General features: G+C 52.2%; 21 protein-coding genes. 3 read left to right on the top strand and 18 right to left on the bottom strand.

Annotated elements, in window-relative coordinates:
• Positions 1-59 precede the first annotated feature (59 nt).
• From rnr to ruvX, 8 genes are all read right to left on the bottom strand, one after another.
• Entirely contained in the window at positions 60-2,393 is a 2,334-nt protein-coding gene (gene rnr, locus AAAH10_RS08865) for a ribonuclease R (RefSeq protein WP_343562657.1), read from the bottom strand.
• A 36-nt stretch (positions 2,394-2,429) separates the two neighbouring features.
• Complete coding sequence (topA, locus tag AAAH10_RS08860) at positions 2,430-5,078, bottom strand: type I DNA topoisomerase (RefSeq protein ID WP_343562656.1); 2,649 nt, start codon at positions 5,076-5,078, stop codon at positions 2,430-2,432.
• 143 nt (positions 5,079-5,221) lie between these two features.
• Positions 5,222-6,406 (bottom strand): DNA-processing protein DprA, encoded by a 1,185-nt coding sequence (gene dprA / locus AAAH10_RS08855; RefSeq protein WP_343562655.1) that lies wholly within the window; start codon positions 6,404-6,406, stop codon positions 5,222-5,224.
• Positions 6,407-6,489: 83 nt separating this feature from the next.
• Positions 6,490-7,113, bottom strand: a complete 624-nt coding sequence (gene plsY, locus AAAH10_RS08850; protein WP_343562654.1) for a glycerol-3-phosphate 1-O-acyltransferase PlsY — start codon at positions 7,111-7,113, stop codon at positions 6,490-6,492.
• A gap of 44 nt (positions 7,114-7,157) precedes the next feature.
• On the bottom strand, positions 7,158-8,453 hold the full coding sequence (pyrC, locus tag AAAH10_RS08845; protein WP_343562652.1) for a dihydroorotase: 1,296 nt from the start codon (positions 8,451-8,453) through the stop codon (positions 7,158-7,160).
• 3 nt (positions 8,454-8,456) lie between these two features.
• Positions 8,457-9,461 carry an aspartate carbamoyltransferase catalytic subunit gene (locus AAAH10_RS08840; protein WP_343562650.1) on the bottom strand — a complete coding sequence of 335 codons (1,005 nt, stop codon included), beginning with the start codon at positions 9,459-9,461 and terminating at the stop codon, positions 8,457-8,459.
• A 58-nt stretch (positions 9,462-9,519) separates the two neighbouring features.
• On the bottom strand, positions 9,520-10,482 hold the full coding sequence (locus AAAH10_RS08835) for an ion transporter (protein WP_343562649.1): 963 nt from the start codon (positions 10,480-10,482) through the stop codon (positions 9,520-9,522).
• The gene (gene ruvX, locus AAAH10_RS08830) at positions 10,483-11,013 is read right to left on the bottom strand and encodes a Holliday junction resolvase RuvX (RefSeq protein WP_343562647.1); all 531 of its coding nucleotides are present in this window, start codon (positions 11,011-11,013) and stop codon (positions 10,483-10,485) included. It lies immediately after the preceding gene.
• Positions 11,014-11,178: 165 nt separating this feature from the next.
• On the opposite strand from ruvX, the gene AAAH10_RS08825 reads away from it, so the two are divergent.
• The gene (locus AAAH10_RS08825; protein ID WP_343562645.1) at positions 11,179-11,577 is read left to right on the top strand and encodes a YbaN family protein; all 399 of its coding nucleotides are present in this window, start codon (positions 11,179-11,181) and stop codon (positions 11,575-11,577) included.
• Positions 11,578-12,013: 436 nt separating this feature from the next.
• Here AAAH10_RS08825 and AAAH10_RS08820 read toward each other — a convergent pair whose 3' ends face one another.
• The 4 genes from AAAH10_RS08820 to AAAH10_RS08805 form a co-directional block, all read right to left on the bottom strand.
• Entirely contained in the window at positions 12,014-13,006 is a 993-nt protein-coding gene (locus AAAH10_RS08820; protein ID WP_343562643.1) for a M23 family metallopeptidase, read from the bottom strand.
• Positions 13,007-13,152: 146 nt separating this feature from the next.
• Complete coding sequence (yddG, locus tag AAAH10_RS08815; RefSeq protein ID WP_343562641.1) at positions 13,153-14,049, bottom strand: aromatic amino acid exporter YddG; 897 nt, start codon at positions 14,047-14,049, stop codon at positions 13,153-13,155.
• Positions 14,050-14,140: 91 nt separating this feature from the next.
• A complete protein-coding gene (locus AAAH10_RS08810) occupies positions 14,141-14,881 on the bottom strand; it encodes an AraC family transcriptional regulator (RefSeq protein WP_343562639.1) in 741 nt (246 codons plus the stop codon).
• Entirely contained in the window at positions 14,871-15,641 is a 771-nt protein-coding gene (locus tag AAAH10_RS08805) for a 5'-methylthioadenosine/adenosylhomocysteine nucleosidase (RefSeq protein ID WP_343562637.1), read from the bottom strand. The genes AAAH10_RS08810 and AAAH10_RS08805 overlap by 11 nt, the downstream gene beginning before the upstream one ends.
• Positions 15,642-15,817: 176 nt before the next feature.
• Between AAAH10_RS08805 and AAAH10_RS08800 the strand changes: the two genes are divergently transcribed.
• Both AAAH10_RS08800 and AAAH10_RS08795 read left to right on the top strand, forming a co-directional pair.
• Positions 15,818-16,105 (top strand): helix-turn-helix domain-containing protein, encoded by a 288-nt coding sequence (locus AAAH10_RS08800; protein ID WP_343562635.1) that lies wholly within the window; start codon positions 15,818-15,820, stop codon positions 16,103-16,105.
• Positions 16,106-16,154: 49 nt separating this feature from the next.
• Complete coding sequence (locus AAAH10_RS08795) at positions 16,155-16,865, top strand: helix-turn-helix transcriptional regulator (protein ID WP_343562633.1); 711 nt, start codon at positions 16,155-16,157, stop codon at positions 16,863-16,865.
• A gap of 60 nt (positions 16,866-16,925) precedes the next feature.
• On the opposite strand, the gene AAAH10_RS08790 is transcribed toward AAAH10_RS08795, so the two are convergent.
• The 6 genes from AAAH10_RS08790 to AAAH10_RS08765 form a co-directional block, all read right to left on the bottom strand.
• On the bottom strand, positions 16,926-18,641 hold the full coding sequence (locus tag AAAH10_RS08790; RefSeq protein WP_343562632.1) for a thiamine pyrophosphate-binding protein: 1,716 nt from the start codon (positions 18,639-18,641) through the stop codon (positions 16,926-16,928).
• A gap of 113 nt (positions 18,642-18,754) precedes the next feature.
• A complete protein-coding gene (locus AAAH10_RS08785) occupies positions 18,755-19,726 on the bottom strand; it encodes a hypothetical protein (protein WP_343562630.1) in 972 nt (323 codons plus the stop codon).
• Between the two features lie 84 nt (positions 19,727-19,810).
• Complete coding sequence (locus AAAH10_RS08780) at positions 19,811-20,935, bottom strand: enolase C-terminal domain-like protein (protein WP_343562628.1); 1,125 nt, start codon at positions 20,933-20,935, stop codon at positions 19,811-19,813.
• Between the two features lie 11 nt (positions 20,936-20,946).
• Complete coding sequence (locus tag AAAH10_RS08775) at positions 20,947-22,257, bottom strand: TRAP transporter large permease (protein ID WP_343562626.1); 1,311 nt, start codon at positions 22,255-22,257, stop codon at positions 20,947-20,949.
• 2 nt (positions 22,258-22,259) lie between these two features.
• Positions 22,260-22,796: a TRAP transporter small permease gene (locus tag AAAH10_RS08770; protein WP_343562624.1), complete on the bottom strand. Its 537-nt coding sequence runs from the start codon at positions 22,794-22,796 to the stop codon at positions 22,260-22,262.
• 103 nt (positions 22,797-22,899) lie between these two features.
• Complete coding sequence (locus AAAH10_RS08765) at positions 22,900-23,898, bottom strand: TRAP transporter substrate-binding protein (RefSeq protein WP_343562622.1); 999 nt, start codon at positions 23,896-23,898, stop codon at positions 22,900-22,902.
• Positions 23,899-23,901: the final 3 nt, after the last annotated feature.

Here is a 23,901-nt window from a genome sequence, read left to right as displayed (position 1 = left end):
ATCAAGCCATACCAGAAAGAGGCCCTGATCACGAGACCGAAAAAGAACACACCGGAATATTATCGCGTTGTTTTGCTTCTTTTGCGTGAGGTCTTTGAAGAAAAAGAGCGTTTGGGTGCTGTGCCGGGTGTTTTTTTCCTGCTGCGTCCAGATGTCCTCTTGCGATCATTTGAGCGAGTCGAGCTGCGCACATTCCGTTTGGGGCGATCCGTGGTTTCCCCTTCGTCATGCTCAACAAGCTCGAAGGTAATGGAACCAGCCACAGCATTGGCTTCGAAAACGCGGACGGCCACCTTGTCTCCCAGAGAGAAGACACGTCCCCAGCGCTTGCCGACGAGCTGATGGCTTTCTTCGTTATGGTGATAGTAATCTTCCGGAAGATAGCGCATTGGCAGGAGACCATCTGCACCGCTGTTATCAAGGGTTATAAAAAGGCCGGCCTTGGTGACACCGTTTACCTTGCCTGCGAAGACTTCTCCGACATGGCGGGACATGAAAACCGCTGTAAAGCGGTTGTTGGTGTCTCTTTCTGCAAGGGCGGAACGTCGTTCTGTGCCGGAAATCAGTTCAGCAATTTCCTCGAGCGTGCCGAAGGCCTCATCCGGCAGCCCATCAGAACCGAGACTGTTTTTCCGGATAATGGCGCGGTGCACCATCAAGTCAGCGTAACGGCGGATCGGCGAGGTAAAGTGTGCATAGCGTTGCAGGGCCAACCCGAAATGCCCTGCGTTTTCACAGGTATAGAGAGCCTGACTTTGGCTACGCAGGACCAGTTCGCTGATCATGGGATATTCAGGGCGTTCCGATGCACGGTCCAGTACCCGTGACAGAACTTTCGGGGTGATGACCTGTCCCTTTGCAAAAGGCAGATCCATGGATTTGAGAGAGGCTGCCAGCGCTTCAATCTTGACGGGATCGGGCGTTTCATGGACACGGTAAATACAGGGGATACGGGTTGTTTCCAGCTCGGTTGCCGCAGCAACATTTGCTGTGATCATCAGTTCTTCGATCAGCTTGTGACTGTCCAGCCGCTGCCTTTTTTCAACGGCGACAACATCACCGTCCTCGTCAAGAACAGGTCTGAATTCCGGGATTTCCAGTTCAAGCGTGCCGCGCTCGGACCGGGCCTTTTCCAGCGCTTTGAACGTGCCGAGGAGAGGGGAGAGGACGCTTTCCATCAATGGTGCTGTCGTCTCGTCAGGAAAACCGTTGAGAGCCTCCTGAACCTGCTCGTAGGTCAAACGCGCCGCAGAACGCATCAGGCCGCGGACAAACCTGTGTTTGATCAGATTGCCGTCCGCTGAAATCCAGAGATGAACAGCCATACAGGGGCGCTCTTCATCGGGAACGAGCGAACACCAGCCGTTTGAAATGACTTCGGGGAGCATCGGGACAACGCGGTCAGCAAAATACGTTGAATTTCCCCGGTTTCTGGCTTCCATATCAAGAGGGGAGTTCAGCGTGACATAGTGTGAGACATCTGCAATGGCGACCAGGGCATGCCAGCCGCCCGGATTGTCCGGATCACTGTCAGGCTCGGCCCATACCGCGTCATCAAAATCGCGGGCGTCGGCTCCGTCTATGGTTACAAGGGGAATGTCGCGCAGATCAGTCCTGTTTCCCAATTCGGTTGCCTGGGCTTCATCGGCCTGTTTCAGAGCGTCTTCCGGGAAAACGTTCGGAATTTGATGTTCGTATATGGCAACCAGACTGAGCGCGCGAGGATTGTCAATTGCGCCAAGGCGTTCCACGACCTTGACCTCTTTGGGCCCCCGACCACGGGCGTTGCCCAATGGTTCAGCGAGCACCAGTTCATTTGGCTCTGCTCCAAGTGCGTGTTCTTTCTTCAGAACAAACTCGTCTCTGGAGCGTTTGTCCACGGAACGTATCCGTCCGCCTTGCGATGTTTGTTCGTAAATTCCCAGAACCCTGGCAGGGTCCTTGTGGATGCGCCGGATGGGAAGGGCTTCATATTGTCTCTTGCCGATCGGTTTGATCTTGGCAAGCGCGCGTTCGCCCTCTGCAAGCACAATTCCCTTGCGCCTGTCTTCCACCATGTAAAGGATCGGGGGATTTTCCCTGCCTGCAGGCCAATCCTGGGGAAGGGCAATCATTTCGCCGTTGCGGTCCAGTCCCTGTGCGACAACGACCAGAACGGGCGGGAGACTGTCCGCGCTGAGAACCCGGGATTCCTCGGGACGTTTTCCAAACAGTCCCTGATCCTTCAGCCGACGAAGGATCGCCTTGAGGTGGATGCGATCCTGTCCCTTGAGATTAAAAGCCTTGGCAATTTCTCTTTTGCCAACCCGGGTCGGACTCTGCTGGATAAATTCCAGAACTTCTGCTTCTGTCGGCAGATAGGGCTCTTCACCTTTGCCTTTGGGTCCTGCCATGGACTGTCCTTTTCTTCAACTCCCGGAGAGGAAGAGCTATTCTGCTCCATCATCCTTGGTGGCTGTTTTTTTAGCTGCTGTCTTTTTGGGGGCAGCCTTTTTGGTCGCTGCCTTTTTCGTTGTCGTTTTTTTTGCAGCCGTCTTTCTGGCGGACGCTTTTTTCTTCACGCCTTTCTTTTCAGCCTGTTTTGCAAGGAGTTCGACAGCTTCTTCAAGGGTAAAGCTGTCCACTTCGCGGCCTTTCGGCAGGGAAGCGTTCAGTTTGTTCCACTTGACATAGGGGCCGTAACGACCACTGTAAATGTTGATTTCTGCCTCGTCTTCCGGGTGCTTGCCAAGGGATTTGAGGGCCGTTGCAGCACCGCGTTTGGGGGCCTCTGCCAACAGGGCGACGGCGCGGTTCAGTCCGACAAAGAGAACATCATCATCCTTGGTCAGGGACTTGAAGGTGCTGCCGTGCTTGACAAAAGGACCAAAGCGACCAATTCCGGCGGTGATCATTACACCGTCATCCGGGTGGGGGCCCACGTCACGAGGCAGGGAGATCAATCCCTGCGCCATTTCATGGCTGACATCTGCCGGGGCAACACCTTTGGGGACAGCAACACGCTTTGGCTTCTTGCCATCTTCGCCTTCACCAAGTTGCAGATAGATGCCGTAAGGACCTTTGCGCAGGGAAATCATCAACCCTGTGGTCTCGTCCGGACCCAGTTCCCTGGGCTGGTGCAGATCGTCTTCGGAACCGCCTTCGCCGGCAATTCCCAGCGGACGGGTATAGCGACATTCGGGATAGTTTGAGCAGCCAATAAAACCACCTGTCCGGCCGAGCTTGATGCCCAGGCGGCCATCACCACAGGTCGGACACTGTCGGGGGTTCGGCGCATCCGGGTTGTTTTCCTCAACCGGGAAGAAGTGAAGGCCAAGTTCCTCATCCAGAGTTTCGATAACCTCTGTGATGGTTAGATCCTTGGTGCCGGAAATCTTCTCGTCAAAGGCTTTCCAGAATTCGCGCAGAACCTCTTTCCAGTCCAGAGAACCGGCAGAGATGTCATCAAGCGAGTTTTCGAGATCCGCAGTAAAGTTGTATTCGACATAACGTCTGAAGAAATTCTCCAGGAAAGTTGTGACGATACGTCCGCGATCTTCGGGGATGAAACGCTTGCTTTCCAGACGCACGTAGCTGCGATCCTGCAGAACCTGGATGATCGAGGCATAGGTTGAAGGACGACCAATCCCGAGTTCCTCAAGGTTTTTCACCAGTGAAGCCTCACTGAAACGCGGAGGAGGCTGGGTAAAGTGCTGATCAGCCTGTACATCTTCCCGGCGCAGCGTATCACCCTCGCTCATGCGGGGCAGGCGCCTGTCCTGATCATCACCCTTTTTGCTGTCATCACGGCTTTCCTGATAGATCTTCATGAAGCCGTCAAAGGCCATGATTGAGCCGTTGGCCCGCAAGGTCGCCTCGCCCTGATTGACATCAATGTCTACAGCAACCTGGTCCAGCACTGCCGCTTCCATCTGGCTGGCCATTGTCCGGTTCCAGATCAGTTCGTAAAGGCGGTAGCTGTCCTGATCCAGAACGCCCCTCAGGTCACGGGGCAGGCGGCTGAGATCTGTTGGTCTGACCGCTTCGTGCGCTTCCTGGGCGTTTTTGGCCTTGCTTTTGTAAATGCGTGGATTGGCGGGCAGGTAGTCCTTGCCGTACATTTTCGAAATCAGATTGCGCGATGCTGCAATGGCATCACCGGACAGGCTGACACCATCCGTACGCATGTAGGTGATCAGACCTACTGTTTCACCGCCAATATCCATGCCTTCGTAAAGGTTCTGGGCCAGCCGCATGGTTCGGGAGGCACCAAATCCCAGTTTTCTGGACGCTTCCTGTTGCAGGGTGGAGGTGGTGAAGGGAGCATAGGGGTTGCGTTTGGCTTTCTTGCGCTCGACCGTTGTCACGCCAAAGCTGCTGGCGCCTCTCAGCAGGTCGGCGGCCTTTTCAGCTTCTGCGGCGTTCGACAGGTCAAACTTGTCCAGTTTCCTGCCGGACAGATGTGTCAGACGGGATGTAAAGGAGAGATCCTCTTCTGTCTGGAGCTTGGCTTCAACAGACCAGTATTCCTGCGGCTTGAACTTTTCAATTTCTGACTCGCGCTCGCAGATCATGCGAAGTGCCACGGATTGAACCCGTCCGGCTGACTTGCTGCCCGGCAGTTTGCGCCACAGAACAGGGGAGAGGGTAAAACCAAAGAGATAATCCAGAGCCCGTCGTGCCAGATAGGCTTCAACCAGTTCCATGTTCAGTTCACGGGGCTGGCTGAAGGCATCAACAATGGCCTTTTTGGTGACCTCGTTGAAGACGACGCGCTGAACATTCTTGTCCTTGAGAACCTTCCGGCGGGTCAGTTCTTCGGAAATGTGCCAGGAAATGGCTTCCCCTTCACGGTCGGGGTCAGTCGCAAGGATCAGGGTGTCTGCCTCTTTCAGGGCAGCGATAATGTCCTTGATCCGCTTTTCGGACTGCCCATCAACTGACCAGGCCATCGCGAAATCATGATCGGGAGACACCGAACCGTCCTTGGAGGGCAAGTCCCTGATATGACCATAACTGGCAAGCACCTCATAATCGGAACCAAGGTATTTGTTGATCGTTTTGGCTTTGGCAGGGGATTCGACGACGACGACGTTCATGAGTTCTGGATAGACCTGTGGTTAATAAGCTGCATTACACTGCGATTTACACGGCAGAGAAGCCGCTGTCCAAGGATTTTATGCTGCATTTTCCTTCAAAAGCGAAGGAGATGCATCTTTTTCGTTGTTTTTTTTGGAAAAGATCAAAAAAGACCTCCTTTTCCACCGGAAACGATTTTGATCACCCTGTTGCCGGGAACCCGTTCAATTGTGCCTTCAAGTTCGAGTTCCATCAGTCTCGAATTGAGTTCGGCGAGAGGGATGCCGGACTGCCTGGCCAAATCATCCACGGCAACAGGCTCTGCCCCCAACAGGTCTGACAAAGACCCGGGACAGACCGGAATATTCACGATTTCCGTTTCAGCTGTTGGTTTTGGTTCCGCATTCAGCCCCGAAGTCCCTGATCTGTTTCTTTTGTCAGAGGAGACAGTTTTTGTCCCGGGCGGTTCCTGGTTTTCAAAAGGTCTGTGGAGCTGCTCGAGAATGTCATCCGGACTTTCAATCAGAGCAGCCCCCGATTTGATAAGCTGGTTACAGCCTTTGCTCCTCGGATCAACAGGGTTGCCGGGAATTGCCATTGTTTCGCGCCCCTGTTCCTGAGCCAGCCGGGCCGTGATCATGGAACCTGACCGGAGAGAGGCTTCAATCACAAGAACGCCTCTGCTCATGCCGGAGACAAGCCTGTTCCGTCTTGGAAAATGTCGGGCCTGTGGTTGGCAACCCAAAGGCATTTCTGAAGCTATGACACCTGCTTCCCTGATTTTGTCGTACAGGAGCTGATTGCTCCGGGGATAGACAACATCAATCCCGCCTCCGACAAGTGCAGCTGTGCCGCTATGCAGGGCGCCTTCGTGTGCGGCAGCATCAATGCCTCTGGCCAGACCGGATGTAATGAGAAAGCCTTGCTGGCCCAGAGCGGAAGCAAAATCCCGTGCATGCATCAAACCGTTTGCAGAGGCATTGCGGGCTCCGACGATTGCAATGGATCTTTTTTTGAGAAGCTGTGTGCGTCCCAGTGCCATCAGGACGGGAGGAGCATCTTCCAGCTGTCGCAACAGGGGCGGGTAATCATCGTGACCATAGTCAATCAGCGTACCTCCCAGAGAAAGAAGCTCATCCACTTCCCGCGCAACAGAAGAAGGCTTTGCAACCGCAATCTCTTTTTTCCTGCATTTTGAAAGGGAAGGAAGGGCATCCAGAACAGCTTCTGCCGTCTCAAACTGCTCCATCAGTTTCCAGAAACTGACAGGGCCAAGGTTCGCAGAACGGATCAGACGCAACCAGTTCAACTGATCATTTTCATCACGCGGGATCGGACGATCAAACATATCAGGAGTTTGGTGCCGATTGCGTTCAAGGTCAACAAGGATGATCGCGCAGTGGTTGATGTTTTTTCAGAAAACAAAAGGGATCAGGTTTTCTTTTTGCCGATCCTTGGTTCTTCACCTTTGAGGATGCGCGCAATGTTCTGATGGTGTTTGATCCAGACCAGTACAGCAATAAAGGCTGTGATTTCTGCCAGTTGCAAATCCCTGAAATAAAACCAGGCTGCAAGTGGTGTTGCAGCCATGGCAACCAGGGCTGAAAGGGAGGAGATGCGGAAGGTAAAGGCCGTTAGCAGCCACATTGCACCGGCAAAAAGTCCCAGCATCCAGTTCAGCGCAAAGACAACCCCGAGTGTTGTTGCAACGCCCTTGCCACCTTTGAAGCCCAGCCAGACAGGGAAAAGATGTCCCAGAACAGAACCGGCCGCCGCAATCAGGGCAACATCATATCCGGCAAACCCGTAGGCAAGGATAACAGCAAGAGCGCCTTTGCCACTGTCGCAAATCACTGTTGCAAAGGCCAGATCCTTCCGTCCGGTCCGCAGAACATTGGTCGCACCGATGTTGCCGGACCCGATGTTGCGAATGTCACCCAGACCGAAAAGCCGGGTGATCACAAGTCCAAAGGGAACAGATCCCAGCAGGTATCCCAATGCCAGGGCAATGGCATAGATATGAGCAACTTTTTCCCAGGAAATAGGATCCGGCATTTTTAATATTATCCGTTAGTTAAAGAACATTCTTGATTTTCAGTTTAAAGAACAAAAATGTCCCTGGCATCGACAACGCTACGATTGACCTGTCCCTGAACAGGGTAACCTGTAAAGGGCGAGTTCTTGGACTTGCTGCGGAACTTCAGAGGATCAATAAAGTGTGGACGATCAGGGTTGAAGAGGACAAAGTCAGCGGCTGCCCCGGCACCAAGTGTTCCTGTTTCCAGACCCAGAAGTCTGGACGGGGCAACTGTGATGCGTCTCAGAACCTCCAGCAGACTCAGATCTCCTTTCTGGAAGAATTGCAGAGACAGCGGCAACAGGGTTTCAAGGCCTACGATGCCAAATTCCGCCTGTGCAAAGGGCAGGCGTTTGGAATCCTGATCCTGTGGACAGTGATCGCTTGTGATGATGTCAATGGTTCCGTCCACAACTCCCTCGTAAACAGCAAGACGATCCTCCTCGCTTCTCAGGGGCGGGAAGACCTTCGCAAAGGTTCTGTAATCAATCACAGACTGTTCGTTGAGCGTAAAATAATGAGGCGCCGTGTCACAGGTGACAGTCAGTCCCCTGGCTTTGGCTTCGCGGATCACCCGGACAGATTCAGCTGTGGAAACATTGGCAATGTGATATCTGGCGCCTGTCATCTCGACCAGTCGGAGATCCCGCTCGATCATCATGACTTCTGCAAGGGCCGGAATGCCGGACAGTCCCATGCGTGTGGCAATCTCTCCGCCGTTCATCACGCCACCGGACAGGCTTGGTTCTGACGGATGCTGGATGATGACCTTGTTGAAGGCTGTGGCATAGGACAGGGCACGCCTGAGGGTCTGGGCATTTTTGACAGCCTTGAGGCCATCTGTGAAGGCAACGGCGCCGTAATCCGACAGCAAGCCGATCTCGGTAATCTCCTTGCCTTCCAGTCCTCTGGTCAGAGCGCCGTGGCAGTGGATTTTTGTCATGCGTGTTTCGCGCGCACGTCTTGCAATGTATTCAACACCTGAAATGTCATCCAGAACCGGTGTTGTGTCCGGCATGGCAACCATGGTGGTGATACCACCTGCTGCGGCTGCCTCACTTGCTGTTCTGATGCTTTCCTTGTGTTCACCACCCGGTTCACCCAGATAGACACGCATATCGACCAGGCCCGGTGCCAGACACAAACCGTCGCAATCGATAATCTCGATACCTTCAGGAGCTGTTTCGGCCGTGATATGAGAGCCAAGGTCGACAATTTTACCGTGCTCGCAAAGGATACCGCCAGGGCTATCCAGATCAGATGACGGATCCAGAAGGCGTGCATTGACGAAGACGCGTTTTTTGATTGTGTTTTCCATGACCTATACCAACTCCAGATCCAGAGAGCCTTCCTCGCGTCGGGCATCCCACTCGGCACAGAGCAGGTGGAGGCAAGCCATTCTGACCGCAACACCCATCTCGACCTGGCGGCGGATCAGTGAACGGTCAATGTCGTCCGCCAGCTCACTGTCGATTTCCACGCCGCGGTTCATCGGGCCGGGATGCATAACCAGTGCATCAGGTCTGGCAGCCGCCAGTTTGGTCGCATCAAGGCCGTAGAAGTGGAAATATTCCCTGACAGAAGGGACAAAGCTTCCCTGCATACGCTCCAGCTGAAGGCGGAGCATCATCACAATATCGCAGTCCTGCAAACCTTCTTCCATTCTCGTGAAGGTCTGAACACCCATTCTGTCAATTTTGGAAGGCAACAGGGTGGGGGGAGCAATCAGGCGCACTGTGGCCCCCATGATACTGAGCAGATGAATGTTCGAGCGGGCAACCCGGCTGTGGGCAATGTCCCCACAAATCGCCACGCGCAGGTTTTGCAGGGCACCGCGACGGCGGCGGATCGTCAGGGCATCCAGCAGCGCCTGTGTCGGATGCTCATGACTGCCGTCACCTGCGTTCAGGACCGGACAGTTCACCTTTTCGGACAGCAGTTTGACTGCGCCGGAATCAGAGTGGCGAACAACCAGGGCATCGGGGTGCATGGCATTCAGCGTCATGGCTGTATCAATCAGGGTTTCGCCCTTCTTGATAGAGCTTGAGGCCACAGTCATGTTGATGACATCAGCGCCCAGCCTTTTGGCTGCAGCTTCGAAGGAGGTCCGGGTTCGTGTCGAGTTCTCGAAAAACAGATTGATTACTGTTTTTCCCTGGAGAACATCGGATTTCTTGCTGGTGGAACGGCTCTGCTCGACATAATCGTCAGCAAGGTCGAGCAGTTGATTGATCTGAGGAGCCTTGAGCCCTTCAATACCAAGGAGGTGCGGTTCGCCAAAGCGAAGCGGGGAAGCCGGATTGGAAGAAGAATGTGTATCAGTCATTAAAGCGGCACTATGTCACCAGCGCTTTAAAAGTGCAATGGCTTTATCGCGTATTCCCTTACTCTTCGTGGGTTTCTGTATGATCGAGAATTGAATAGCGATGGTGACAGTGCGGACAGGTGTGAATGCTGCGCTTGCGCAGGGCTGTTCTGGTCTTTTTCAGAATATTTCTGGCTTCCAGTTCCGAGAGCCCGAGCTCCTGTCTCAGAAGGTCAAGCCGTATGGCTTCATCCTCTGTCAGCAAACCATCTTCAAGATAGTTGTAAGCTCTCGCCTTGAATTGCTGTTCACGGTTTTTCAGCTCTTCCGAAAAGCGGGAGGCCAACATGCCGGCGGGCAGGGCAACAATACCGACCCCGAGGATAATAACGGCCGCTCCGACCACCTTGCCGGCTGCTGTAACCGGGGTCACATCCCCATAACCGACTGTTGTCAGGGACACGATGGCCCACCACAGGGCCTGGGGAATTGTGCCGAAGGCTTCAGGTTGAACATCATGCTCCAGAACATAGAGAGCTGAAGCCACAAAAAGGCACAGGATCAAAAGAACCATTATCGCTGCAGCCAGAGACCGGAATTCGGCCCGGATGACATTTGCCAGCATGCCCAAAGCAGAAAAGTAACGGGACAGTTTGAGAATTCTCAGCAACCGCAGCAAGCGCAACAGGCGCAAATCAATAGGAATAATAAAAAAGAGCAGGGTTGGCAGAATGGCCAGCAGATCAATGATGGCAAAGGGGCTTTTTACAAAGTGCCAGCGCGAACCGGCTTCCTTGGAGGACCAGAGCCTCAGGGAATATTCAACAGAGAAAAGGAACAGGGACAGGAATTCAAAGGTAATAAAGTATGATCTGTATTGAGCGTTGATCTCCGGTATCGTTTCGACAACAACAGAGAAGACATTCAGCAGAACCAGTATCATCAGGGAGATATTGAAAAATCTGCCAGCAGGCGTGCCAAAGCCATCCAGTTCGAGGATTCTGTAAACTTTCGATCTGACCGGATTGGCGAGGTTGCTCATTTAAAAACCATCAAAATCGTCATTGTCAGAAGGGTTCAATCGCGCAAAGGCATCCAGTGCACCCTGAAGAATATAGGCAGCCGCTGCCTTGTCGACAATTTCAGCACGCCTCTTTCTGGTCATGTCGGCTTCCTGCACAAGAAACTTCTCAACAGCCGAGGTCGAGAGCCGTTCATCCCAGAAGAAAATCGGGATATCAAACCAGTCCAGATTTTCAAGGTTGCTGGCAAGCTGACGGACAGACTGGCATCTCGGTCCCTCTGTTCCGTCCATATTCACAGGCAGACCCATAACAACGCCACCGACCTTGCGCTCTTCACAAACCTTGCGGAGCTCTTCGGCATCATGTTTGAATTTTGTGCGGTTAACTGTTCCGATAGGAGAGGCGACAGCCCACCCGCGATCGGAAATGGCCATGCCCAGGGTTTTGGTTCCCGGATCAATTCCCAAAAGCCTTGTGCCGTTTTGCACAGACCCGGCAAAGTCTTCGAGGCTCAGGGTATCGTCGTGATGCACATCTCTTCCTTTCATGGCCGATGGCTTCAGGCTTGTATTCTCTGTAAAAAAACACATGACAAAAGGCTGCAAGCTATTGAACTGTGCTTGAAAAATATAACCTGTTACAATGGATCTATGAATAGCAATAACAGGCTTTGACCGATGGCTCAAAAAAGAAAAATCATAAAATCACCAGTTGTGAGAGCACTGTTGATTGGCCTTGGTTTTGTTGCAGTCGGGTTAGGGGGCATTGGCATTGTTTTGCCCGGCATTCCGACAACACCTTTTTTGCTTCTGGCCCTGTGGGCCTTTTCCTTGAGCTCAAGGCGTTTCAGAGTCTGGTTGCTCAGCCATCCGTGGTTCGGGCGCTCCATTCGAAACTGGAACCGTTATCGTGTTGTTCCCGTCAAGGCCAAGGCACTGGCCGCCATTTCCATGTCAGGAAGCTGGATATGGTTCTGGTGGAGTGAAAGCCTGGCGTTCTGGCCCTTGTTGCTGATCGGTGTTTTCTTCATTGTGGTTCTGACATTTCTTTTTTCAATGCCATCCAAAGCACCGGGTTCACCAGGCGGTGATGTGATGCGCTCCAATGTATAATCTTCCGTAACGGGACAGGGCTTGAGACATCCCGGTGATACGGCCTGAAGTCCATCCGTGACAACAAGGGGCCGAAGGCTCTGGGTCGAAGAAGCTGCAATTTCGTTCAGGAAAAGAGTGTACAAGAGTTTTCAGGCCTATGCCTGATTGTTGAGAAAATTAAGGGAAGAACTTGACGCGTTTCTGTAATTTGCGAAGCTGACAAGATAAATTCGCATAATTTATATTATGGAAAATTATGGATGTGGGCATGAAAACAAAACTTGAGGCTTCAGCTCAGATTTTATGACGACCAAACTCGCCTTATGACTTTGGCTATCGCACTCCAAAGACCCCACATGGTTTGACGGCAGCAACTTTTGCACAGAGTTGCTGCAGCGTTATTCTGGCCGCTGCAGAAATATACACGCGTGCACTGTGTCTGTTCGTACAAAAATCATTTGCTTCGGAGCTCGTGTTCTCCGTAAATTTTCTGCAGGATTTCGTCTTGGTTTCTGCCCGTTAATCCAAGACTGCTCAAACGCACACCGACAAAACAAAGAGTCTGGGCTTTGAAACTTTCGAAAGCGCATTGATGCTTGCTGAGAAGATTGCCACTGGAATCTTTGATTTTTAAAAGTAATTCCTGTTCCGTTGTCTGGTGGAATGATTGAACCCAGTAAATGGCAATATCACTTTGCCCCAGAAGAACTTTCGGCTTGTCAGGGTTGTTCAATTCCCTTGATTTTGGTTTTTCACCCAGCCAGCCGGATTTTGTGCGGGTGTCCTGATATTGCAGGGATGGATTGTTGTCATCACTCCAGAGCCTTTGCTTTTTTGATCTTTCCTCCACGCAGGTTTCATTGCCCTGAAAGGAAAAGGGATCGACAAACTCGGTGCGGGCCGTTTTTCTTCTGATTTCAAAATGCAGATGAGGAAACTCTGTAAACCCGCTCAACCCCACAAAACCGATTACATCACCTGCTTTGACATAATCGCCCGGCTCAACGGTGACGGAACCCTTTTTCAAATGGGCATAAAGAGTGCGATAACCAAAGTCATGTTGCAACAGAACCACATTTCCCGCAGGATTCCTGCGTTCTGCGGCGGGCTGATTTTCCAGATAAAGTCCATCGGGTTCGCGTCCTTCAATTCTGGAAACGCGACCATCGGCAGCTGCAAAAACAGCAATGCCGTCACGATATCGTTTGTCGTCAAGAACGCGAAAATCTGTCCCTGTGTGACCATCATAGCCTCGCGGACCACAACTGAAGTCCTTGAAGCTGGTTCGTGTAGTATCATGGTCCTTGTAGTTCTGGATCAGACAATCCGGAGTGCCCCCCTCATCGGTTCTGCAATCGACGGGCAGCTGGAAAAGGATCGGGCTGTTGCTTTGGTTGGTTTCTTCCGGGTTGTCTGAAGCAATTCCGTTGTCCGGTGACGTTCGCATGAGAGACACCGGAGTGTTTGCTTTTTCTGCAGTGTAACCCTGAGGTGACGGATCAGTCGACGTCCCTTCTCCTGAAAATCCCCAAAGCACCAAAGCAAGGATGCCTACACCAAAGACTATTTTTCTCAAACTGTTCGACATCAAAATCAGGTTCTCTTTTTTCCTGTCAGAAGATCCAGTGATGCCAAAGCGGCGCCGCCACAAATCAGAAGGCATGACAGAAGCAATATAAGGGATGCTTCTGTAAAACCAAAGAAAATGAGAACAAGGGTGCTCAACAGTGGTGTCGCATAGGACCAGACGCCCAGCAGCCTGATGTTTCCGTTTTTTGTACCGTGATCCCAGGCGTAAAAAGCCAGACCGACAGGCCCTGCTCCCAGTCCGGCAATTGCCAGTCCCTGCCCCGGATCAGGAAAAATCCATTCTTCCGTGAAAAGATGTGTCATGCCACTCAGCAACGCCGTCAAAATGCAAAAAACAGCGACTGCTTCGGTCGGGACCGAGGCCTGGGTTTTGTTGTAAACAGAATAGCTTGACCAAATCAGCGCACAGGCAATGGCAGAGAGATAGCCGACAGTATAGTCATCTGAAAAGGCAAGGGATTCTGTCTGATTGTCCATCACCAGAGCTGCAGCACCGGCAAGTCCCAGCAAGCCGCCAGCAATGTGGAACCAGCGCAGTTTCTCTCCCGGAAGGAAAGCGGAAAACAGGACGATCAGCAAGGGCCAGAGATAGGCAATCAGACTGGCCTGTTCAACCGGAGCATGTTTGAGGGCTGTGAAGTAGAAAAAGTGGTATCCAAACAGACCGGCAACGCCAAAAATCCAGACTTTCAGGGGGAGTTGCAGTTTTCCTAAACCGTCCCTGCCCTGTGAGAACAGAAAGAAAAGGCCGATTGAACCGCCAATGGAAAAGGTCATAAACAACAGTTGGAAGGGTCCAATGCCGTTTGTCTTTGCTGTGAGGAGCGCCAGAATACCCCAAAGAACAATCGCGACTGTTCCGATCAGTGTTGCCCGCATGCTGTTTGAAGCGTTTTGCATCTTGATAAATCCAAATCTGTAAAAGCCTGAAGGTCTTCTGTGCCCGATAGTGTTGCGAAAATCTGGTATAAGACTCTTGTTCTTTGGATTGTTACTCTGCTTTTGTGTTTCTTTTGCTGAATTGTCCGGGTGTTTCGTTAAAAGCCTTTTTGAAAGCGCGCCCGAAAGCGCTCTGGTCTGCAAAATTCAGCGCAGCGGATATTTCCGATGATCTGTGCCCTCTTGCAAGCATGTTCCTTGCGCGCTGAAGTTTCAGTTCGACGATGCGTTGTTGGGGCGTCTGACCTGTTACTTTCCTGAAAGCGTTGTAAAATGCTGCTTCTGACAGATTGGCGATTTCGGCCAGTTCCCTGTTGCGTAAAACGCGTGTGTAATTGTTTTCAATATAGTCGATGACCTTTCCAATTCTGCGGATTGAGGATCCTGTGTCATCTGTACAGGAGACTTCACAGAGACTTGTCAGGTAAAGGCGCTCCCATTGTTCCATCCATTTCCGGTCAACAGTCCTGTGCAGCTTGCTGCGTGCGTAGTTCTGCAGTGCACGAAGTTCATCATTTGCGGGCAGAAAAGCATATCCCTGCAATCTGGAAAGAAGATCGTTCTCTTCCCCTGAAGCAGGCACATCCAGAACAACAAAACTGTTTTCATCCCGGGAGCTGAAACTGTGCCTGGCTCCACAGGGAACAACACCCGTTGTGCTGTCACAGACCTCACCTTCGCGGCCCTCAACATCAAGCTGCAGACGGCCTTCAAGCGGAATGATGATCTGATGAAAGCTGTCGTGGCGATGCTCTGTTTCATTGAGGTCGTATGTGCGCAGTTCACCATGCATTTCCAAAGGCCCTCAAAATGCAGCGAAGGGAAAGAGCTGCTCCTGCTCCAGTTTCGTGCAGAAAAGCCATAAAGTCCATGCCGTTGCTCTGTGCGCCGGCCAGGTCGCTGAGGGAGCGGATAATCAGGAAGTCTTTTCCAAACCTCTCACAAACCTGGGCAACAGCAGCGCCTTCCATCTCCACACAATCGGCATTGTGCTGGGCGTGGAGCCTTTCCCTGGTTTCGACGCAGTCAAGAAACAGATCCCCGGTCAGGATTGTCCCTCTGTAAATTTCAGGCTGGCGCGGTTGACCACCGGCGGCTTCAGCGGAAATAACAGGCAGGGCAAGCTCCTGAAGGGCCTCCAGAGCCTGTTCAAACGGTTTGCCTGACGGTTTGTATCCAAGCCGTTCTGTTGGTTCGTGAATGGGCAGATGCCCCGGCTGATAGCAGGTAAACTCTCCGGCACTTTGAATGCCGTAATCATACTGGATCAACTTTTCTCCCAGGATAACATCACCAATGCTCCTCTGAGGTGAAAGTCCGCCAGCGATTCCGGAAAACAGAATGAAATCGCATCCGAACTTCTCAACAAGCAGTGTGGTTACAACCGCCGCGTTGACCTTTCCCATGCCTCCTTCGACCAGCACAATGGACTGCTGCTCCAGTTTCCCTTCCTGAAACAGCAATCCTGCCTTTTCCGAGGTTTTCTCAATGTCGAGAAATTCCTGCAGATGAGCTGTTTCGTTGGGGATAGCAAAAATGATGCCAAAGCGCATGGTGTCGGTTCCACTTCCTTGATTTTTGTGCCGTCTGGATTGTTGCCTGCCAATTCTTTTCGCAGATTTTGAGGATTTTTTCCAACACCAAAATGGAATGTTGCCTTAATCCGTTTTGGTGTTATTGTTTTTGTGACAATATCTTGGAGTTAAGTTTGCAAAACCGGATAAGAGAATTGCGTCTTCAGAGCGGCCTGACCCAGCAGGAACTGGCTGTGCGTTCCGGGACATCCCAGGCCCAGATCGACAGACTGGAAAAGGGGACAAGACGAATCACGCCTGACTGGCTTGAAAGGCTCGCCCCTGCCCTTGACTGCAAACCGCTTGAAATTCTCGGACAGCAAGGCGGACAGAGGCTGACAGATCAGGAGCAGGAACTGCTTGACCTCTTTCGTTTTCTCAACAGGGAGCAACAGCAGGCCTTTATCGGGACCTTAAGAGCCTTTCAACCACCCAAGAGCTAATCTATAACGACAGAACACGCGCCAACAGACAAGGAATGGGGAGCTTTCTATGCAGGCACACCGGATCAAGGGGTTGCGAAAAGCAATGGGATGGACCCGCGTCGAGCTTGCCAAACGCTCCGGCCTCTCATCCGAACAGATCAAAAACCTTGAGGAAAGTGACAGGCTTCTGTCTGAGGCTGAAATTCAGGCCTTGGAGCGGGCTTTTGGTTTTCAGGCACTGGAGGAGGACAAGGCACCCGCTCCAGTAGCGTCGTCCACAAAAAGCAATGTTGCTTCCTTGCTGGAGCATCTGCCGGAAGGACAACGCCTGAAGGCTTTAAGGGAGCGCCGCGATTTGACGCGAAAGGAACTGGCACAGGAAATGGGAATTTCCTGGACGCAGATCAGCGAGTGGGAAAACAGCAGCAAGCCTTTGCCCCAGGCAACCCTGAATACGCTGGCAACAGCGCTTGGTTGTCGGGTTGATGAACTCAGTTCACGAGCAACCGGAACTGTCGAGGCGAAAGCCCCTGAAGCGCCCTCTGCGCATGCACTGCAAAACAGTCAGAGTCCGTCCCGGATTCCCGAGGAGAGCCCAAGTCTTGAAGAGGCTGTCACACGTCTTTCTGCAAGCGAACAAAGTGCCTTGCTAACGCTTCTGGGATCTGTTGATAAAACCCGCGATCCTCTCAAGGCAGAGTTGAACGCCCTCTTCGACCGGATGAGTGAAAGACAAAAACAGGCACTTGTCGAGCATATCCGGGCCATGCTGGGATAACAGTCTGGAAGGATGCCATAAAAAAAGGCGCTCAAATGAGCGCCTTTTCTTTGTTCGGGATCAGGAGAAATAGGGAAGTTTTCTTTCCTTTGCGACCCTGACCCAGGCCGATACAAAGGGAATGATTTCATCCTGGGTTGGCACATTGATTTCAATAAAGTTTGCCCCCTGATGATTGATGGCTTCGCTCAGGATGCCTTCGATCTCGTCCTCTGAATTGATCCTTGCTGTTTTAAAGCCGAAGCCTTCGGCAACCTTCAGATAATCGACGGGGCCAAAATCTGTCGTAAAGGACACATCGCAGTTGTCCAGCAAAACAGCCTCGCCCTTGATCCAGCCAAAGGTGTCGTTGCGTGTCAGAATAATGGTGACGTTCTTGTTGCTGCGCTTGATTGTTTCCAGATCTCCCAGAACAAATCCAAGCGAACCATCGCCCGTGAAGCTGATCACCGGCCCGTCGTTTGCATAGGACGCACCAAGTCCCGCCGGAACAGCATAGCCCAGTGCTCCCATGGAATAGTTGGTGATGTAGCGGCGTCCCGGTTTTCTGACGGTGAGCAAGGCAGAAGGATAGATTGCAGCGACACCCGGCTCTGCCGTGACGATCGCATCGTCCGGAAGAATTCTGTCCAGTGCCTGTGACAGTTTGACAGGAGACACGACACCTTCCGGCATCCGGATCGGAGAATTGAAAACAGCATCAAGCGCTTCCTGCTTGACCGGATTGAGATCAAGCTTTTCCCTTTGCAGATCGGGATGCTCGATGCGGACAAGCTCTGCCATGTATTCGAGGGTTGCCCGCGCATCACCCACCATCCCCACCTTGACGGGAAAGTTGTTTCCAATGTGAGCTTCTGCAATATCCAGATGTATGAAGGTTTTGCTTTTGGGGTCGCCATAGAGCTTCCAGGCATCCGTGGCACTTGAGTCCGTGTTGGTGCCCACAAAGAACACGACATCGGCTTCATGAACATAAGAGTTTGAGTATTCCATTCCGCCGCGCGCACCGATCACCCGAAGGGCCAGAGGATGATCTTCCGGTATGGTGCCCTTGCCGGGTGTGGTTGTGGCGACAGGGATTTGCAGAAGTTCTGCCAGCTCCACAAAAGCGTCCGTTGCCTTGGAAATCAGGCCGCCCTGTCCCGTTACAATAACAGGCTTCCGGGCTTTCAGAAGAATCTCGATTGCCTGGCGAATTCTGGAGTGATCGGCAACGGGACGATGCGCAGGATAGACGCAGTAATCACTTTCAGCATAAAGGTCGGTAATATCCGCCTCTTCATGGAACACGTTGATAGGCACGCGAATATGAACAGGAGCCGGTCGGCCGGATGTCGCAACCCGGAATGCACGGCGCAGCAGAAACGGAATCTCCTCAACGTTTGTGACGTAGAAGGATTCCTTTGAAATGCTTTCATAGAGCGCAGTCTGGTCCACGCCGGTCAAACCGTGCTTCTTGTCCTGGTTGATCGGAATATCGGAACTGAAATAGATAACAGGAACAGAGCTGAGATAGGCCTCTGTGATGCCGGGGCTGCAATGGGTCACCCCCGGGCTTGGAGCTTCCAGAACACATGGGCGTCCTGTGATTTTTGCATAGGCTTCAGCCGCATAGGATGCCGTGCGCTCATCGCGAGTCAGAATGTATTCGATATCCGAATGTTCACGCCATTCCTTGTACCAGCCGATTGTTGTCTCGCCCGGCAGACCAAAAACATGCTTTACATCATGCAGTTCCAGCATCTTCAGAATGGTCTGAGCACCGTTCATTTTCATCGTTCTATACCTGTTTTGGAGGAGTATCAAAAAGCATATCAATTGCGTTATTCAGGATTGTATACAGTTCTGAATAATGCGTCAACCGCCGATCATCCCGGCATGTGAAATGCTTATGTCCTGTATGTGCTTTTTGATTTAAGCCATTGATAAAAGGGTTTGAAAAAAAGTGGTGCAAGGTAGATTGGAAGCTGTGCAAGCGTCAGGAAGAGAAACAGTTCCTGTTTGAGTGCAACGGGAAGAACAGCCATGAACAATGCAAAGTTCCTGTTGGCGCACAGCATGGACAGGCTGCCTTTCGTTTCCAGCCACCCTTCCCGTCTTTTCAGAAGCAGGCAGCCGAGAAAGCCTAGGAACATGAAAACAAGGAAATGTGTTCCCCAATTCATGAAAAATGCCAGAGCGAAGGTTTGGAAAAAATAAGCCGGTTTTTCAAGCACATCGGCATTGACTGCATTCAGTACAAAGAACGCAAAAAGCATCAAAAGCAGCGTCGAAATGCCGTCCAGAGCCTGTTTTTGCTGAACAAGCGGTTTGAAAAAGGGGATCCTGCGCACGAGAACAGCAATGACAATCGCGAGGACAATCGCCAGGATCAGCCTGAAGAACAACTCCTCCCGTCCCAGTTCCGGGATTGGAATGGCAAAGAGGGAAAGAACAAGCGGAACGGAAAAGGGAGCAATCAGAGTGCTGATCAACATGATCGGAACGGAAAGCTCAATATCCAGTTTCAACAAAGCGATGAGGCCGGGATTGGACGCCAGTGGCGGTGCTGAAGCCAGAAGCGCGACGATCAGCAGGAATTCTCCGGACAGGCCAATTGCTCTGGCACCGATTATGAAAACAACAGGTGAAACAAGCATGATGGCCGAAACCAGCAGGAACAGTCTTGCAGGTCGGGCAAACTTTTGCCTCAGAGCCTTTACATCCGCGCGCACAAGAGGAACGGCGATCATCAAAACAATCAGCGGGGACAGCAACAGCTCTGCAATGCCGTCAATTTTGGGCAGGACCATCCCCAGAAAGACGGAGCCTGCCAGAAAATAGGCGGCGTAATGCCCCAGATAATCAAGCGTCTTTACCACAGGAGGAACCCTTCGCAAGAGTGCCCTGGAAAATGGAGGACAGGGAAGAAAACGCGAAGCGCTCCCTTCCCCGTTTTTCAGAGCCTACTGAAACCTCTGACCGTAATGTTCAAGCTTGCTGCGATCGACATTAACACCAAGCCCCTTTCCTTCCGGAACATGAACATAGCCGTTTTTGACCGGGAAAGTTTCCTCGAGGATATCTTCCCTGAGGTAGTAGTTTGCCATGTAGAACTCGCAACTGAGTTCCAGTTCGGGCGCGCAGGCCATCAGATGGGCACCGGCTGCATGAGCAATGCCTGTTTCAAACATGCAGCCCCCGTAAACACCAATTCCCGCGGCACGTGCAATCGCAGCAACCTGCAGGGCCTTGCGAATGCCGCCGCTCTTCATCACCTTGAGACTGAAAATGTCTGCAACCCGCATCTGGGCGCCAACCAGTGCCTCACGCGGATTGAACACAGACTCATCAGCCATCACCGGTGTTGTCAGCACATGTGTAAAATGCTTCATGGCCTCCAGGTTGTCCCGCGGCACCGGCTGCTCGATAAATGACAGGCCGAAGCTCTCGAAATCCTTGAGTTTTGGAAGGGCTTCCTGAGCCTTCATGCCCTGATTGTAATCGATCCTGAGGTCCAGAAGGTCCCCGAATTCGCTGCGGATCTTTTCCACGCGCATCAAATCAAAGGCGTGGTCCTTGAAGCCTGTCTTGAATTTGAAGATCCTCACGCCGTCTTCGACCATGCGCTGAACCTTTGCAAAGTCCTGGTCAAAATCAGGATTGGCAATGGAAAAACTCATCAGGGATTTTTCGCGATGCGCCCCGCCAAGCAGATCGCAGACACGGGTATCCAGGGCCTTTCCCGTCAGGTCAAGCAGCGCCATTTCAAGCGCAGCCTTGGCTTCAGAGGCGTGGACAACCATCCTGTCCATCTGATCCAGAATAACCTCAACATCAAAGGGGCTGCGTCCGATAATGGCCGGAATGAAATAGTTTTTCAAAGCGGCAGCGTTGCTTTCGACAGTTCCGGTGAAGACAGCCCAGGGAGAAGCCTCTCCCCAGCCTGTCAGGCCACTGTCTGTCGTCAGCTCAAGCAACACAGAACGAATGGTTTTTACGTCACCGGAGCCATGCGAGTGAACCTCTGTGACAGGCAGGTCTACGATATAGACTTCGCCTGAAACAATCTTGTGAAGGTCTTTGGTCATTGTCGTCGTCTTTAATTGTTTAATTTGCTCATGTTTTCAGGGAGGTAGGTGGCAATTTCCGGAACAAAAATCAGGACAAAGACCATCAGTACCATGATCAGGAACATCGGGATTGCCGCTCTGGCAATATAGCCCATTCCGTGATTGGTAATTCCCTGCATAACAAAAAGATTGAAGCCGATTGGCGGCGTAATCTGGGCCATTTCCACAACCACAACGATGAAAATACCAAACCAGATAATATCGATACCTGCCGTGCGGATCATGGGCTCGACAACGGCCATGGTCAGCACGACCGACGAAATCCCGTCAAGGAAACACCCGATCACCACATAGAACAGCAGCAGAGCCATCAACAACTCAAAGCGGCTGAGTTCAAGTTCTGCAATTGTCTCTGCAAGAGCGCGTGGCAAGCCGGTGAACCCCATGGAAAGGGACAGGAATGCTGCACCTGCAAGAATCAGTGCGATCATCGCGGAGGTTCTTACCGCCCCCATGAGGCTCTCATAAAAGGTTTTCCAGGTCAGAAGCTTCTGACTGGCTGCAAGGAGCAGAGAGCCGATAACACCAATTGCAGCAGCTTCCGTTGCCGTTGCCAGCCCGGCATACATCGAACCAATGACGACTGTGATCAACAGAATGATGGGGATCAGGAAGCGGGAATTTGCAAGCTTCTCGAAAAAGGTCTGTTTTGCTTCACTGTCAGGATTGTAGTTGCTGGAAACAAAGGAATAGATTGCGACATAGGCCATGAACATGCTGGCCAGGATCAGTCCCGGCAGAATGCCTGCAATGAAGAGTTCCGAAATCGACTCATTGACCGTTACACCATAGACAATCAGCGTCAGGGATGGCGGGATCATCAGACCGAGTGTTGCGGCTCCTGTCAGGGTGCCGATCACCATCTTCTCGGGGTAGTTCCGCTTGCGCAGTTCCGGGATGGACATCTTGCCAACTGTTGTCAGCGTGGCAGCAGAGGAACCCGAGACAGCCGCAAAGATTGTACAGCCAACAATATTGGTGTGGACCAGACCGCCGGGTAGCGGTGCAAGCCAGGGGGACAACCCTTTGAACATGTCCTGTGACAGACGGGTTCTGTACAGGATTTCACCCATCCAGATAAAGAGGGGCAAGGCTGTCAGTGTCCAGGATGAAGAGGCACTCCAGATCGTTGTGATCATGGTGTCACCAACGGGACGTGTGGTGAAAAGCTCCATCCCGACAAAAGCAACCCCCAAAAGGGCCAGCCCGACCCAGACACCTGTTCCCAGCAGAAGGAACAGGACAAAAAGGAAAATGGCAATCAGCTGAAATTCTTCCATCTTTACTCTCCATGCCCCTGTTCAACCACATCGGCCTCAATGCGGTGAGAACCGGCAAACACGACGTGAAGAAGATGATCTGTCAAAGCAATTGCGAAAACGATGCTGCCCAGCACCATGGACATCTGCGGGATCCACAGCGGAGAAGCATCCTGCCCCTGGCTGATGTCATTGAATTTCCAGGACCAGTAGGTCGCCTTGCCTGCGTAATAGACAAAATACCAGGCCAGAGCGGTCCCAATGGCAAAGCACCAGCCTTCAACAATCGGTAAAACCTTTTTGGGTACAGCATTAAGAAGCAGGCCGACCCGAATGTGTGCTCCCTTGTTCAGGGCGTGCGCAAAGGCGAAGAAGGAAGCCGCTGCCATGCTGTAGCCTGCATATTCAGGGGCACCCGAAAAGATTTCCCCTGTCCAGCGTGCCAGCATCTGCAAAACGATCAGAAACAGAATGGCAATGAGAAAAACGGCAGCGATCATGCCACTGCCAAGATACAGCGCGTCCAGAAAAGACCGGACCCGGCGAAGAAAGATCTGCATTGTTAAGCCTCACAGAACTAGCACGCGCCTCTGCCTTTCAGAAGCACAGGGCGTTTTAAGGGCGAAAGAGGAAGGCCCAAACAGCCCTCCTCCCCGATCCGTCTTATTGGGAAGCCCTGAAGGCTTCGACAATGGCCTTGCCTTCGTCCCCGGCCTTTTCGAGCCATTCAGCAGTCATGGTTTCACCGATTTTCTTCAGATCGGATGTCAGCTGGTCTCCGGCAGGTCCGACACTCATGCCACCTTCACGCAAACCGTTCAGCGTGAAGTTTGTGTATTCGATGGCACGCCAGTTGCCTGCGTACTCGGCCAGATCGGAACAGGCATTGATGACGTTTTTCTGTGCGTCTGTTGTGCCTTCCCAGACATCCTTGTTCACCATCACGTAGTTGCGTGGCAGCCAGGCATCGACTTCATAGAAGTGTGTCAGGCTGTCCCAGACCTTGCGGTCATAGCCAGTCGCTCCGGAAGAGATCATTGACTCGGCAACACCTGTGGAAAGGGCCTGGGACAGTTCGGCAGCCTCAATGGAAACCGGACGCATTTTGGCCAGCTCTGCAAGGCGCGCTGTTGCTGTGTTGTAGGCACGGAACTTGATGCCTTCCATTTCGGCAACAGAGTTGATTTCACGATTGAAATAGAACCCTTGCGGAGGCCATGGAACAGCGTAAAGCAGGTGCAGGTTCTGTTCGTCGAGGATCTTTGTCAGTGTTGGCTTGGCAGCCTTCCACAGCTTTTCGGAATCCTCGAATGACGTTGCCAGGAACGGAATGGAGTCAAAGCCGAAGATGGCATTTTCGTTCTGGTTTCCGGACAGCAGGCGCTCACCGATCGGAGCCTGTCCGGTCTGAACGGCACGCTTGATGTCAGCACCCTTGAACAGAGAGCCGGACGGGTGTGTTTCGATCTCGATTTCACCGCCGGTTCCTGTCGTGACACACCGGGCAAACTCGGCACCTGTCACAGAGTGGAAGTTGCTCGCAGAATAAGCCATGGGCATATCCCATTTTTCCCCGGCTGACGCGCCAGAAAAAGCAGCAACACTCAGAACTGCAGTCACAGCAGTACCGAACAGAGCAGTCTTGAAAGAGGTTTTTCTCATGAT

Origin of the sequence: Carbonatibacter coralli (genome assembly GCF_039592655.1) — a bacterium.
GTDB classification, from domain to species: domain Bacteria; phylum Pseudomonadota; class Alphaproteobacteria; order Kiloniellales; family Kiloniellaceae; genus Carbonatibacter; species Carbonatibacter coralli.
This window is presented reverse-complemented; position numbering and strand designations above follow the sequence as displayed.

Coding starts and splice junctions, on each gene's coding strand:
- dprA (WP_343562655.1), bottom strand. CDS start 6,406: ATGTTTGATCGTCCGATCCCGCGTGATGAAAATGATCAGTTGAACTGG.
- AAAH10_RS08805 (WP_343562637.1), bottom strand. CDS start 15,641: ATGCGCTTTGGCATCATTTTTGCTATCCCCAACGAAACAGCTCATCTG.
- yddG (WP_343562641.1), bottom strand. CDS start 14,049: ATGCAAAACGCTTCAAACAGCATGCGGGCAACACTGATCGGAACAGTC.
- AAAH10_RS08790 (WP_343562632.1), bottom strand. CDS start 18,641: ATGAAAATGAACGGTGCTCAGACCATTCTGAAGATGCTGGAACTGCAT.
- AAAH10_RS08840 (WP_343562650.1), bottom strand. CDS start 9,461: ATGACTGATACACATTCTTCTTCCAATCCGGCTTCCCCGCTTCGCTTT.
- AAAH10_RS08770 (WP_343562624.1), bottom strand. CDS start 22,796: ATGCAGATCTTTCTTCGCCGGGTCCGGTCTTTTCTGGACGCGCTGTAT.
- AAAH10_RS08775 (WP_343562626.1), bottom strand. CDS start 22,257: ATGGAAGAATTTCAGCTGATTGCCATTTTCCTTTTTGTCCTGTTCCTT.
- AAAH10_RS08795 (WP_343562633.1), top strand. CDS start 16,155: ATGCAGGCACACCGGATCAAGGGGTTGCGAAAAGCAATGGGATGGACC.
- AAAH10_RS08810 (WP_343562639.1), bottom strand. CDS start 14,881: ATGCATGGTGAACTGCGCACATACGACCTCAATGAAACAGAGCATCGC.
- AAAH10_RS08765 (WP_343562622.1), bottom strand. CDS start 23,898: ATGAGAAAAACCTCTTTCAAGACTGCTCTGTTCGGTACTGCTGTGACT.
- plsY (WP_343562654.1), bottom strand. CDS start 7,113: ATGCCGGATCCTATTTCCTGGGAAAAAGTTGCTCATATCTATGCCATT.
- topA (WP_343562656.1), bottom strand. CDS start 5,078: ATGAACGTCGTCGTCGTCGAATCCCCTGCCAAAGCCAAAACGATCAAC.
- AAAH10_RS08780 (WP_343562628.1), bottom strand. CDS start 20,935: ATGACCAAAGACCTTCACAAGATTGTTTCAGGCGAAGTCTATATCGTA.
- AAAH10_RS08835 (WP_343562649.1), bottom strand. CDS start 10,482: ATGAGCAACCTCGCCAATCCGGTCAGATCGAAAGTTTACAGAATCCTC.
- rnr (WP_343562657.1), bottom strand. CDS start 2,393: ATGGCAGGACCCAAAGGCAAAGGTGAAGAGCCCTATCTGCCGACAGAA.
- AAAH10_RS08820 (WP_343562643.1), bottom strand. CDS start 13,006: ATGCGAACGTCACCGGACAACGGAATTGCTTCAGACAACCCGGAAGAA.
- pyrC (WP_343562652.1), bottom strand. CDS start 8,453: ATGGAAAACACAATCAAAAAACGCGTCTTCGTCAATGCACGCCTTCTG.
- ruvX (WP_343562647.1), bottom strand. CDS start 11,013: ATGAAAGGAAGAGATGTGCATCACGACGATACCCTGAGCCTCGAAGAC.